Origin of the sequence: Paenibacillus aceris, assembly GCF_017874035.1 — a bacterium.
In the GTDB taxonomy this organism is placed as follows: Bacteria; Bacillota; Bacilli; order Paenibacillales; family NBRC-103111; genus Paenibacillus_E; species Paenibacillus_E aceris.
Genome location: NZ_JAGGKV010000004.1, coordinates 341,395 through 354,879, shown reverse-complemented (window position 1 = coordinate 354,879; position 13,485 = coordinate 341,395). Strand labels below are relative to the sequence as shown.

Annotated in this window: 11 protein-coding genes; 6 read left to right on the top strand and 5 right to left on the bottom strand. The window is 45.0% G+C overall.

The features are described 5' to 3' along the window. The first annotated feature begins 251 nt into the window (after positions 1-251). Positions 252-1,880 carry an ATP-binding protein gene (locus tag J2Z65_RS10480; protein WP_167065301.1) on the top strand — a complete coding sequence of 543 codons (1,629 nt, stop codon included), beginning with the start codon at positions 252-254 and terminating at the stop codon, positions 1,878-1,880. 33 nt (positions 1,881-1,913) lie between these two features. On the opposite strand, the gene J2Z65_RS10475 is transcribed toward J2Z65_RS10480, so the two are convergent. Both J2Z65_RS10475 and J2Z65_RS10470 read right to left on the bottom strand, forming a co-directional pair. Next, on the bottom strand, positions 1,914-2,336 hold the full coding sequence (locus J2Z65_RS10475) for an SRPBCC family protein (protein WP_167065298.1): 423 nt from the start codon (positions 2,334-2,336) through the stop codon (positions 1,914-1,916). Positions 2,337-2,440: 104 nt separating this feature from the next. After that, positions 2,441-3,310 carry a LysR family transcriptional regulator gene (locus tag J2Z65_RS10470; protein WP_167065295.1) on the bottom strand — a complete coding sequence of 290 codons (870 nt, stop codon included), beginning with the start codon at positions 3,308-3,310 and terminating at the stop codon, positions 2,441-2,443. A 152-nt stretch (positions 3,311-3,462) separates the two neighbouring features. Between J2Z65_RS10470 and J2Z65_RS10465 the strand changes: the two genes are divergently transcribed. Then, positions 3,463-4,338, top strand: a complete 876-nt coding sequence (locus J2Z65_RS10465) for an EamA family transporter (RefSeq protein WP_167065292.1) — start codon at positions 3,463-3,465, stop codon at positions 4,336-4,338. Positions 4,339-4,399: 61 nt separating this feature from the next. Here the strand turns inward: J2Z65_RS10465 and J2Z65_RS10460 are convergent, their stop codons facing one another. Together J2Z65_RS10460 and J2Z65_RS10455 are read right to left on the bottom strand one after the other, a co-directional pair. Beyond that, positions 4,400-5,293 carry a cation diffusion facilitator family transporter gene (locus tag J2Z65_RS10460; protein WP_167065289.1) on the bottom strand — a complete coding sequence of 298 codons (894 nt, stop codon included), beginning with the start codon at positions 5,291-5,293 and terminating at the stop codon, positions 4,400-4,402. Between the two features lie 236 nt (positions 5,294-5,529). Beyond that, a complete protein-coding gene (locus J2Z65_RS10455) occupies positions 5,530-6,108 on the bottom strand; it encodes a TetR/AcrR family transcriptional regulator (protein ID WP_167065286.1) in 579 nt (192 codons plus the stop codon). Between the two features lie 294 nt (positions 6,109-6,402). On the opposite strand from J2Z65_RS10455, the gene J2Z65_RS10450 reads away from it, so the two are divergent. From J2Z65_RS10450 to J2Z65_RS10435, 4 genes are read left to right on the top strand one after another with little or no spacing between them, the layout of a single operon-like run. After that, positions 6,403-7,062, top strand: coding sequence for an HlyD family secretion protein (locus tag J2Z65_RS10450; protein ID WP_167065283.1), 660 nt, complete (start codon positions 6,403-6,405; stop codon positions 7,060-7,062). Positions 7,063-7,082: 20 nt separating this feature from the next. After that, positions 7,083-8,399, top strand: a complete 1,317-nt coding sequence (locus tag J2Z65_RS10445; protein WP_167065280.1) for an efflux RND transporter periplasmic adaptor subunit — start codon at positions 7,083-7,085, stop codon at positions 8,397-8,399. An 11-nt stretch (positions 8,400-8,410) separates the two neighbouring features. Further along, a complete protein-coding gene (locus J2Z65_RS10440) occupies positions 8,411-9,976 on the top strand; it encodes a DHA2 family efflux MFS transporter permease subunit (RefSeq protein ID WP_167065277.1) in 1,566 nt (521 codons plus the stop codon). Positions 9,977-10,027: 51 nt separating this feature from the next. After that, positions 10,028-12,325: an S-layer homology domain-containing protein gene (locus J2Z65_RS10435; RefSeq protein ID WP_167065274.1), complete on the top strand. Its 2,298-nt coding sequence runs from the start codon at positions 10,028-10,030 to the stop codon at positions 12,323-12,325. An 83-nt stretch (positions 12,326-12,408) separates the two neighbouring features. On the opposite strand, the gene J2Z65_RS10430 is transcribed toward J2Z65_RS10435, so the two are convergent. Continuing rightward, positions 12,409-13,473 (bottom strand): DctP family TRAP transporter solute-binding subunit, encoded by a 1,065-nt coding sequence (locus J2Z65_RS10430; RefSeq protein WP_167065271.1) that lies wholly within the window; start codon positions 13,471-13,473, stop codon positions 12,409-12,411. Positions 13,474-13,485: the final 12 nt, after the last annotated feature.

The following is a 13,485-nucleotide window of genomic DNA, read 5'->3' as shown; positions in this document are numbered from 1 at the left end:
CCAGTCTTTATGACTTTGAACACTCTGTTTTTTTTACGTAGATAAGAAAGTATAAGTTTTATACTTTTGCTTCGCATCTACCTTGACAAACGCGCTCGTCCTAAAAGGACGACGGAGTCGTTTATCCTTGGTTGAATAGACGTTAGCACAAGAAAGTGGCTATCGTTACATTTATATAGAAATACTTACCATCATGGTTTATGATAGTTATGAATATTCATGAGAAAAACGAATATGAGGGTGAGGGTATATTGATTCTTTATGACTACGTTGTTAATCTCTCCATATTTTCACTCTTAGTTAGTACGCCACTAGTTATCCGTTCGTTCATTAATCACAAGCCACTTAAGCAACTGCACCTCTGGGCAGGCGTATATGCTGGGCTAGTTTCCGTCATCCTGATTATGTTGTCGGTCAAGCAGCAAGGCTATTCTTACGACATCAGATATGCCCCCGTAATTCTGGTTTTCGCCTATCTTGGACCGGTACCTGGATTAATTACAGGTTTGTTTTCCTTGATGACAAGGCTGCTTTCAAGCGGCAATTGGTTTCCTGCCATCGTGGGGTGGACATTCATCATGGGTGTTTTCTCCGTTTTACATCTATATATATCACGATTCACCCCCCTTAAAAAAACCGCAGCTCTTATGGGAACGTATATTGTTCTCTATATCATTACGGTACTTTCTTTTCATATTTTAGTAAACCAGCCACTCTTTCACCTTCAGTATTTATTGTTCGTGGTGTTAGGAGTAATCCTGGGGGGCTTACTTATTGAATCCAATGAGAGGCTTCGTAGAATCATTACAGAGAAAAAGCTGATGGAAAAGACTCTTGAAGCAAGTGAATCGAAATACCGGCTAATCGCTGAGAATACATCGGACCTGATCATGGTCATGGATAAGGATCATTCGGTTAGTTACTTTTCACCTTCTCATGAGCTTGTTTTAGGATATAAAGGCTTCGAATTAGAAGGTATTGAATTATGTAAGCTGGTACATCCAGACGATGTGGCAAATTTTAAATGTTCGATCATGAAAATGTTCGAAGATAAGGAATCTCACTCCATGGAGACCCGCTTCAAACACAAAGATGGTTGCTGGATCGAACTAGAGTCTCGTTGCAGGTCAGTTAGGGGAGAAGAAGGTACGATCAAGCATATCGTCATTATTAGCCGTGATATCTCCGAACGCAAAAAAGCGGAAGAAATTCTTTTGCAATCTGAGAAGTTGTCCGTTGTCGGGGAGCTGGCAGCAGGAGTGGCGCATGAAATTCGAAATCCACTCACAACGATCAAGGGATTTCTCCAGATCTACAAAAGGGAGAATCATTCGATAAAGTTCAGTGATTTGCTCCTTAGTGAACTTGAACGCATTGAGACCATTACGAGTGAACTTCTTTCTTTGGCAAAGCCTCAAGCTGTTCAGCTTGTCTGTACGGATGTAGAGGAACTGATTGAATATACGCTCGAATTTCTGTCTCCTCAGAGCCTGCTGAACAATATTGAATTCAAACGTAATTATGAAGAGTCAAAATTGCCCATTACATGCGAAAAAAATCAATTAAAGCAGGTGTTTCTCAATATTTTAAAGAATGCCATAGAGTCTATGCCTAATGGCGGGGAGATCGACATCCGTTTAGGAAAAGTAGGAGAAGATGTATGTATGATTTCCATAAAAGATCAAGGCTGCGGGATCCCTGAGGAGCTGTTGCCTCGCCTGGGTCAGCCTTTTTATAGTTTGAAAGAAAAGGGGACAGGACTCGGTCTCATGATCTGTCACAGAATTATTAAACAACACCGAGGCAGCATTACGTATAAGAGCAGGGTTAATGAAGGGACCTTGATTGAGATTAGACTGCCCATGACAAAACGTGAATAAAAAAACCTTCCGAAAGGAAGGTTTTTTTGTGTATTAACGTGAAGTTTCACTATACTTTTTGAAATTGTCAAGAAATGCCTGCCAGCCTGCTTTTTGCATCTCAACGGGATTGGTGGTTTCCGCGTCAAAAGTTTCAACTACCTTCGTATCGTTTTCTTGACGTATAAAAGAGATTGCAACTTTTCTTCCATCTCCCATCGTGTAGGAAATGAATTCATTTTCTCTCACTTCATCATAAACGCCACCTAAATCAAATCCAAAGCTTCCATCCTTTGCTTCCAATCTTGTAACAAATTTTCCGCCAACTCTTAAATCATTTTCAGCATTAGGTGCATGCCAGTCATCAGAAGCAAAAGACCATTTGGTTATATGCTTTGGTTCTGTCCAATAGGCCCACACTTGTTCAACTGGTGCATGAACGGTTGTTTCTACGGTTACTGTATTGCCTGTTTCCATGATCATTACCGCCTCACTATTTTAGATTTGGATTTATGGTTAATTATACCATTAAACGAACGGAGAACAAAATTATCTAATTGATCGGATACGAGATTGATATTTTAACACTTCAACCATTGCTGCACATGATTGACGAACCGTTTGGTGGCCGGCGACGCATCTTTCATGGAATGAACGGCAATACCCAGGAAACGGTAACTATGATTCTCCAACTCCAGCGAATGAACGTTGTGATTCCTTCCCTGAAGGACCAGTTCAGGAAGTATGGAAATGCCCAATCCGTTCTCGACCATCGCGATAATGGCATAATCATCTCCTGACGAGAACTTTATGTGGGGTTTGAGTGACGTTTGATCCAAGATGCGCCTGACATCGTAATCCGATCCATCACGCTGAATGATGAACGGCTCCTTTTCAATTTGCGATAGTGGAAAGAAGGGGAGTTGACTCAGGGGATGCGTCAAAGGCAAAATGGCCAACATCCGGTCCTTCTTCAGTGGGACTACATCAAAGCTTCCCCGTGCGGGAATCGTAATAAAACCGCAATCCACTTCCCCTGCGGCGATCCAGTTTTCTATCTCTTCATAGTCACCTTCCATCAGTTTAAATTCAATATTCGGATAGTCATTCTGATACTGTTTCATCATGCCCGGAAGCCAGTGAACAGATACACTGGTAAAGGAGCCGATGCGGATCGTTCCTGTTTCCAAGCCGTGGATCGAGGTTACAACCTGCTTCAATTGTTCGTTCCAATTAAGGATTTCGCGGATCGGTTTTAACAACTGCTCGCCGTTCGCTGTTAATTTAACACCGGAGCGGCCGCGGAGCAAAAGGGTGAATCCAAGCTCCGATTCCAGACTGTTAATCGTATGGCTCACTCCCGATTGGGTGAAGCCCAGCAATTCGGCAGCCTTGGTCAGGCTTCCCTGCTCGACCACTTTCATGAAGACCTCATATTTTGCAATGCTCAATGGATCCGCTCCTTCTGTTTTACATGAGTAATTCTCATGTTTAGTATAATAAACATTCAGTATTCTTGTACATGAAGATTTAGTATACTGTGTTAGCAGCGGAATTGAAACGGTAGCCATTTGAGCTAAGATGAGAAATAGGAGGATCGGAAGTGAAACGTGAAAAAGCAGAATGGTTGTTGATCGCAGTGACATTATGTTGGGGATCCTCGTACCTGTTCATGCAAAATGGACTGAATAGTATCGATGAGTTTAATTTAATCGCTTTACGTTTCGGGTTTGCTTTCCTTGTCACAGCAGCCCTCTTCTTTAAACATTTACGGAAAACGGATTTCCGCACTATCCGATATGGAGCTTTACTTGGGTTCCTGTTGTTCTGTATTTTTACATGCATTACCTTTGGCTTGAAAACGACAACGACGTCCAATGCCGGTTTTTTGGTTAGTCTAACGGTCATTTTTGTCCCATTAATTTACGTTCTTGTGTTTAAGAAAAAGCAGCATCTCAGCCTTATCATTGGCGTGTGCCTCTCCTTCATCGGGATGGGACTCCTTACGCTGAACAGCCAATTGCATATATATCCGGGTGATGTCCTATGTATTCTGTCCGCGTTATTTTACGCCGTCTATATCATCATTACCGGAACCGCAGCGAAAAAATCGGATTCGTTGAATCTGGGCATATGGCAATTAGGTTTCGCCGGCGCCTTTGGATTGCTCTTTTCGTTTATCTTTGAAAAGCCTTCGCTTCCAGCCACTTTAAACGGATGGATCTCCATTCTGGTGCTTAGCCTCGTATGCAGCGCCTTTGGTTTTGTTGTTCAGCCTTTGGCTCAAAAGTATACGACACCTACCCGAACCGGTTTAATCTTTGCGCTCGAACCCGTGTTTGCCGCTCTATTTGGGTTCTTGTTCGCCCATGAAATATTGCCGTTAAGAGGCTATATCGGTGCGGCGCTTGTCCTACTTGGTGTAGTCGTATCCGATTGGCGCGGAAGCAGGAAGAGCCGAGAGCAGATTATGGGCTAATTCATAACCGAAAGCAAAAGCCGAGCAGGAGAGATTTCTCATGACTCGGCTTTCGTATGTGTTAACCCACTTGATAGTAAGGATTTAGATGTATGAGTACTTCATCAACGTCTTTATGTCGGGTCATGATAGCTTGTTTAATATTTCGGGAGATGTCATGCCCTTCTTGGACGGTCAATTCTGCCGGGACGCTAACACGGACATCCACGAGAATATAGTGTCCATGTTCCCTTGCTCGAACTCGATCTATGCGTTTGACGTTATCAACGGATTCAATCAGTTCAATATACGCATCAAGCTTGTTTTGATCGACATTCTTCTCCATAAGAATATCGGCGGCTTCTTTGGCCATAGTCACTGCTAATTTTAAGACAAAAAAAGCAACGATAATCCCTGCCACCGAGTCTCCGAAAGACAAATAAATAATCCCCCAATACTCTCCGGCTAAAGAAAGACCTATTCCGATTACAGCTGCGATCGAGCAGTATACATCCGCCAGGTGATCGTATGCTGTTGCAAGCAATCCCTTTGAGTTGATTTCTTTTCCAATCCGAATGGTATAAACATATAACCACCATTTCCATACTAACGAAATACCTGCAGCTATTAGCGCAACTGTGCTTGCAGGATGTGATTCTTCAAATAAGGCTAATACAGAATGATAAGCGATATACAGCGCCGCAAGAAATAAAATAATGGCTACAATCCCGGAGCCTAGAACTTCTGCTTTTCCATGTCCGTAAGGGTGATCTTCATCCGCCGGTTGCTGAGATATTTTCATTGACCCTAGAGCCGCACCTGAGGCAATGACATCCCCGGCATTATGAACCCCATCAGCCAATAATACCTGGCTATTAAAGAACAAACCCACAAAAATTTTACCAACCGTAAGAAAAAGATTGCTTATTAAACTGATCCATCCAGCTAAAAGCGACCGTTGATTCCCCGCAGTCATCCAAACTACCTCCACTCGTCTGTCAATAAAACTATCGATCTTTATGGTGCATTGATTACTATACCTGATGGTAGCCGAGTGGGTCTAGAGAAACAGTTTTGCGAAAGTCCTTAAGATTTTGTGAGGGTAAATATTGTTGTGCGCGTACAAAAGATGAGGGTTAGGGACTTCGGCATAAGCTAATCATAGAAAAAGAAAAGTGCAGCCCCCTAATAAGGGAGAACTGCACTTCATTGTTAGTTTCGAATTCCTTTATAAATAAAATCAATAACCTCTTTCTCTATAGGGTAGTTGGAGTCATCTGTCGGTCCAATGAGGACTTCGAGCATCTCGACTCTTGAGACGGAGGACATGTTCAAACACCCAAGGATAAAGCGCACGTTGTTCGATAGGGACTCGAATTGAAAGATACCTTTGTCCCGACCGTTTTCCAAAATACGTTTTAATTTATCTGTCGTGGCTTGAATAAACGCAATGATCTTGTCCGATCTTGCACTATTCATGGCTAGTTCTTGTCTTATGATTTGTGAAAGTTCTCGTTCCTGCTGATAAAAGGCAATATAGACCTCGAGATAATTCTGCAGATCTTGCTTGGGATCCCCCGTCTCGGGAAAATAAGGAAGTCTGCTTAGTGGCTCGAGTATGGCCAGAAATACGTTTTCCTTGCCTCCGAAATGATACGAAACAAGCGGCAATGAAACTCCGGCTTCGTCACAAATTTTTCTAACACTCGTTCCATCGTAGCCAAGTTCGGAGAAAAGCTTTTTCGCAGACACGATAATTTTATGTTTCACATCAATTTCCTGTTTGCTCATATAGGAATCAACCGCACCTCCGTCTAACAGTTGTTAGGAACACCTGTTTTAACGAATTTTAAAGGAGATTATGACTTTAGTCAATTTTTCGGACATTAGCCTGCGACTCCTTACAAGGGGGCGGAGGCTTTTTGGATTGGGACCATAGCAGGGATGGAAAAATTTTAATTGACTGGTTAATAAGAAGGTCATATAATTTCCATCATACAGATTTTAACGATTGTTAAAAACGTTTGTTAAGAATGATCGTTAAGAACAATTGTTAAAAACGAAAAAGGAAGCAGAGGAGAAGCCATGAAACGAAAAATTATGTTGTATGTCATTTTAACCGCTATGGTAATCGGTGGCGGATCGATCGCCGGTTATTTCTGGTATCAAGGCCAGAATTATATTTCTACCGAGGATTCCCGATTGGCTGGAAATATATACAAAGTGATGCCGCGTATTACCGGCAAGGTGACTTCCTTGCAGGTCGACGAAGGCGAGCATGTACTTGCCGATCAGATTATCGGGCAGCAGGATATCAATAATTTGGCTATGAGCAGTATGGATCAAGCAGCACTTCGAGCACCGATAGATGGCACAGTGATCAAGACCATGATCAAGGCAGGAGAGGTAGCGTCGGTAGGTCAGGCTGTGGCTATGGTCGTAGACACTAGCAAACTGTATGTGTCGGCCAACATTGAAGAAACGGAGATTAATAAAATCCGCGATGGTCAAAAGGTTGAAATCAGAATGGATAATTTCTCAGGCAAGGTTCTGACGGGGAAAGTGCAAGAAATAAGCAAAGCAACGGCAGCGACCTTCTCACTGCTTTCCTCAACGAACACAAGCGGCAATTTCACAAAGGTGACACAGCGCATTCCTATCAAGATATCGATTGATGACAACCAAGGACTTGATCTATTGCCTGGCATCAGCACGACCATCAAAATTCACTTGAAGAGCAATTAAACAAGAAGGAGCCAGTTCCTATGAATCGATTAAATAAATTAATTGTTCCAGCCGTACTTGTGCTTACTGCCGTCGTTATTCTTCCCGCATGCGGGGCGCAGGTGTCAGGAGAAGCGGGTACGACAGCCGTTCCGGTACGAGTGATCAAGCTGGGGTACCCTGCAGCTGCAGGCCTGAACGGTAAAATAATCCCGGACCAGAGCATCAATATCGTCTCGAAAGCATCCGGTAAAGCAGCAGTCGTCAATGTGCAGGAAGGCAGCAAGATTAAAAAGGGAGATGTACTCGTCCAATTGGAGACAAGTGAATTGATCCAACAGGTCAAGCAAGCCGAATATGCAAGCAGTGCAGCTCAAGCGAAGCTAGCTGATACGCAGGCAGGCGCCCGTAAGCAAGAGATTACCGGACTTCAAAGTTCCGTAAATGGAGCCCAAGGTTCCTACGAACAGGCAACTGCCGCCATGCAACAGGCTAAAGCTGGGTTGGATCTTTCTACAAGCACGTATAACCGTCTTCGCAATGCATTCGAAAGCAACTCCAGTGTAACGCAAGAAGATATGGATAAAGGCAAGTTCGATTATGAGAAAGCAAAGGCAGCTTATGACCAAGCGATGGGCGCGCAAAGAGCGGCTGAAGCACAGCTGCAAGGAGCAAAGGCGAAGCTGGAACTGACTCAAAGCGGTCCGACTGACAATACGCTCAAAGCGCTGCAAGCGGATGTCGAGCGTTTGAATGCAAGCTTGGAGCTTGCAAGCAGCGGGCTGAGCAATGCGACAATTACCGCTCCGATTGACGGAGTCATCGTGAAAAAAAGCATTTCGCCGGGTGAGCTGGCGCAAGCCGGGGTGCAGATCCTTTCGCTTGTGAATATGGATCAAGTCCAGGTGGAGCTGAGTGTTGCGGATAGTCAAATTACGCAAGTGAAAGAGGGCATGAAGGTAGACGTCGCTATACAAAACATAGCGGATAAAAGCTTTCAGGGCGTAATCTCATTCGTCAGCCCGGTCGCGAGCACAAACAGCAACTCATTCCCTGTGAAAGTAAAGGTTGACAATAAAGACGGCTTGCTGTTCGCCGGCATGGTGGCAGAGGTGAAACTGGAAGCTGCCGGGCAGAGCCGCCTGGAAGTGCCCAAAAGCGCCGTCATCAAAAAGGATCAAAAGGAATATCTGTTCAGCATGGACTCCAATACGGCACACCTCGTTGAAGTGAAAACAGAAGAGAAAAACCAGGATTGGCTGTATGTGCTGCCTAACGATAAGATCAAGGCCAATCAACAAATCATCGTGAATCCTGCAGACAATTTGTCTGAGGGTACGAAGGTAAAAGCCGAATAGGAGGCACTCTTATGGCCGATGAATCGGTGGTTACACAACAAAAATCAGAAGGCAACAGTCAAATGTGGTTTTCGCTTATTGCCATCATCATAGGCACCTTTGTCGCTGTGTTGAACAGCAGCTTAATGAACGTGGCCATGAACAAGTTCGTCGCCGTATTCGGTTCGGATCTCACGACCATGCAGTGGATCATTACAGGCTATACGCTAGCTTCCGCCATGGTCATTCCGATGAGTGGATATTTGGGCGCGAGATTCGGGAATAAGAACTTATTTATCTACTCCGTAGCTGGGTTTACTGTGTTTTCCGTACTATGCGGTTTGGCCTGGAGTGCCAACACAATGATTATTTTCAGGATTATTCAAGGGTTCGCGGGCGGCTTCATCATGCCGGTCGGGATGTCGATTATTTTTACGACCTTCCCAAAGGAGAAAACAGGAACGGCTATGGGTCTGTGGGGGATCGCCGCCATGGTGGCTCCCGCTCTCGGGCCGACATTCGGGGGATATCTGATCCAGAATTTCAGCTGGCGGATTCTCTTTTTCATCAATGTGCCGATCGGGATTCTGGCTGTTGTATTAGGAAAGATTCTCATGAAAGAGTCGCCACGCACATCTGGACTAAAATTTGACACCCCTGGGGCCATTTTGTCCATGATTTTCTTCGGGAGCTTGCTGCTGGCTTTAAGCAAAGGGCAATCGCTAGGTTGGACATCGTTATTCATTGTCAGCCTGTTGTTTGTAGCTTTCTTCAGTTTAGTCCTGTTGATCTGGGTGGAGCTGGGAACGAAGCAGCCTGTCTTGGATCTGTACTTATTTAAAAATCTTAAATTTACAGTTAGCGTTATCGCGGGCAGCTTGGTCATGGTAGGGATGATGGGCGGCACGTTCTTAGCCCCGGTTTATCTGCAAAGTATTCAAGGGCTTACGGCCATGCAGACCGGAATGCTCTTGATGCCGCAATCTATCGCGATGGCGGTGATGATGGCCATTAGCGGGAAGCTGGCGGATCGATTCGGGATTGTTCCTATTTGCATTGCCGGTCTGACCATCCTCGGGGTAACGACCTTGCAATTGCATCAATTGACGGCGGATACGCCGACCGGTTGGTTCAATCTCATATTATCGATTCGAGGCATCGGAATAGGCGTTTGTATGATGCCGTTAACCTCAGCGGGAATGAACGCGGTGACTCCGCAGCAAGTAGGCAACGCCTCGCCGCTTTCAAACGTATGCCGTCAAGTGGCAGGTTCACTTGGGATTGCCATATTTACAGCGATTATGAGCAGTCGCCAGGTCATACATTATCAGCACATTTCAGAAAGTGTGCCGATTGATTCCTATATGGCGAACAGTACGATATCCTCACTTACCGGCGCCATCTATGCGTGGGCGGTAGATATGGCCACAGCCTCGGGTACAGCTACTTCCTACCTGGCCGGATTCATGCAAAAAGAAGCCTATGTCAGGTCAATTGCAGATACCTTTTTTATTTCCGCAATACCGGCTTTTGTATGTATTCCGTTCGTTCTCTTATTTATTACGAGGAAAAAGGCGCCGGTCGAAGTCAAAGAATAACGGCCACGCATGCGAGGCTTAAGATCGAATTATTTTGGGAGGCACAAGACTATGAAGAAGAGATTATCCGTTATCATCAGCGCGTCTATGGCCGCTGCCTTGTTTTCTTCGGTAGCGGCAGTGGCCGCTTCTACTAAATCCTCTTTAGATTTCAGCGATTTGAATCAGCTGGATGCAGGAACAAAAGCTAAATTTGATGCCATGATTTCAGAGGGTATTTTCGATGGCGTGAGCGACAAGGTGTTTGGCCTTCATGATAAAATGAACCGCGCCCAATTCGCGAAGGCAGCCGCTTTGATTTTCGGTTTGAAGGTGGATGCTTCACTAAGCGTCTCCAGCTTCAGCGATGTGAGCACATCTGATCCTGCCAATGGCTATGCGCTTCCTTATATCGAGGCACTGAAAGCTGCCAATCTTACAGATGGGTATGGCGAAAACACGTATAATCCGGCAGGCGAAGTAACCAAAGAACAACTGGCCGCATTCCTGATCCGCGGTTTGAATAAAGAGGCTGAAGTAAGATCGAATTCAGGGGGGAACGACAGTACGGTTTCCAGCTGGGCCAAGGGATATGCCGCTTTGGCTGTACAGCTGAATCTACTCGGGAATCAAAGTGACGGGAGGTTCGGAGGGATTTCGCCTGCAACCCGAGAGCTGTTGGTTACTTCTTCTTATGAAGCGAAGCGCCAGTATGTACCTGGGAGAACTGTTCAAAAAGAACTCCCGGTAGATGAATTGAAAACTTATTCCCTAACGGATCATGCGCAGGCTCAAATCAAAAGTGTTTTTCAAGAAAAAACACCCGAGGGCTGGCGAGTAGGAGCCGTCATCAAATTGAATAACACATCCGGATCTACGATTCGAATCCCGGATTATGAGCTTCGCATCAAAACGGCGGACGGTACGGTTTACACCCTTCAGGCGAGCGCAAGCAATTCTCGTTCCATTCTTCCACAGGGTAATGTCACACTAAGCTATATGACCGATATTGGTATCAAAACGGATGTTGGGTTGACGAATCTTCAATGGGTCGATGTCAATCAAGATGTATATCCTAAAAGGGAGACGCTTCTGGCAGATGCGGCTGTCGACTCCATCGTGTGGCGAGGCAAAGATGCGGAAATAAAAGATCCTGCCTTAATAGGCGATTGGGGAGTGCGGTTTGCCATCCCAGGCGAAACTTCCGCACTGAAGTATTCAGCCGTGAACATGTCCAAGCAGTTTACCGGACAAACTCCGACTTATATCGTGGAGGTTCAGGCGGAGAATCAAGGAAGCTATGCGGAAACCATTCCGGATTTTGTGCTAAGCGGGAAAGCGGGGAGCCAATCCTTTATCGGAAAACGGGTAGAAGAGACGCCGATTTCGATAAATGCGGGTGAGCATAAGTCGATTCATTTTGCGATCACCACCGATACGGATGCGCTGCTGGATGCCTTTTACGTTCTATCGACTGAAAGCTTCTTGAAGCAAGGACAGACTGCGCCGATTCAATATTACACAGGACGCATTGGATTCCGGCTTCCAGTGAACGATGGAGTTACCACAGGACCAGTCGGAAACTCCTACATTTTCGGTACGCCGATGGTATTCAAGCCAATGAATAATTTCATTAATCCGAATCTGAACGTTTCGCTTGAAGAGCTGCACGTAACGAATAATGGAGAAACCGGAAATAAAACGGGATTAGCTAAATTCATGCTGGTCAACAAAAGCGATAAGCCTATTCCGGTTCCAGCTTTCGGAGCGGAGTTAGCCGGTAAAGAGGGCAAAACGTATGCAGGAAGCCGTCAAACGGTCAGCGCACAAGAGATAGCTCCAGGAACGGGGATCGTCGTCAGCTATGGTTTCAACCTGCCATCCACGGAGCAAAATGAGCAATATCAATTGAATGTTCAAGAGCTGTTATCCAATTCTGCCTACAAGTCCACCATTGCCAGCTACAAGGTAAGTATTCAAAACGACAATGATCATAACAGCATTTCATTTTACCCATTCAAGCTAAATTTGAAAAGCTGGACATTGTCTCAGTTGACCACGATAGGTGCAACCGGATTTTCATATACATATAAATTAAATCTGGATATGGACATTGAACGCGATGCGGAAGTCGTGCTCGATACTAACTTTTCCAAGATGAAGTTTGAGCTAGTTGATTCTCTAGGACGTTCCTTGGGTTCGAGTTCTTTCCCTTTTACCGGGACAAATCGCCTGGTGAGCGGCACCCAGCAATTAAGCTTCAGCAATCTTACTCAAGATCAAACTCGAAACAATGTTTCCATTAAAGTGTACGAAACCGTAAGTACTCCAGCCGGTGACGTAGATAGGTTCATTACGGAATTGAAATAGGTTGAGAGATTGGCGTCTTCTATATGAGGGCGTCTTTTTTTGTTGGGGGGAGCTTGTCATTGAAAATGGTTTTGTAAAACCATTCACTCTGCAAAGTTCCTACCCCTAAGCTCATTTACAGCCCCAATAAGTTCCTTACCGATAAAGGTTTGAGCTTCGCGATAGACGGGTTCAAGCACCTGCTGCCATTCAGCACGTTCATCTTCAGTAAGGATGTGGATTTGTAGTTGGCTCATTCTTTTGAGTTCGTCCCATTGTTTTTGATTGATGGATATCGCATTCTGATTCGCCCATATTGTTGTTTCCTGCATGGCCTCCGTGAGGGCCTCTCTTTGTGCGGAGGTTAGTGAATTGTTCCAAAATGACCTGTTCATGAGGACGCCATAGCCTAAAAAAGCATGATTGCTAAGAGTCATATACTTTTGAACCTGGTACAGTTTCTTTGAGTATATGTTTGAAATGGAATTTTCACCGGAATCGACATCACCGGACTCCATGCTGCGATATACCTGATTAAATGGGATAGGGTAGGTTCTTGCTTTCAGCTGCCGGAACTGGGATTCAATGACTTTGCTGGGTAAAATCCTGAATTTCAAATCGTGAAAATCTTCAGGATGAATAAGCGGTCTTTGATTCGAAGTCATCTGCTGAAAGCCGTTTGCCCAAAATCCGAGGCCGACCATTCCATTTGACTCCAATTTTTTTTGCAAAATGGACCCTATTTTACCGCGAAATGCTTTCTCGACGTCTTCTTCATTGTGGAAGGCAAAAGGAAGGTCCATAACCATCCACTCCGGGACGACCTCGGATATATTGGAGAAGCTGGGTGCTATCATCTGTACGCTGCCTCGCTGCAAAGCCTCCATCTCATCGGTTTCATTATATAAGCTTCCATTAGGGAAAAGCTCTACTTTGATATGGTCATTCGTTTTCTCTTTCACGATTTGAGCGAATTTCTGCGCGGCGAGTCCTTTAGGTGTATTTTCGGCGACGACGAAGCTAAAACGGATAAGCGTTTGCTCGTTCAGTCCGGTTTGTTCATCGTCATAAGCATGGGGACCGCTATTAAATTGAGAAGAGAAGCCGATTCCTACTGCCGTTAGGAGGCCAGCTATAACAAATAAGGCGATTCCCGATATCGTTCTCATTCTTACCTCCGT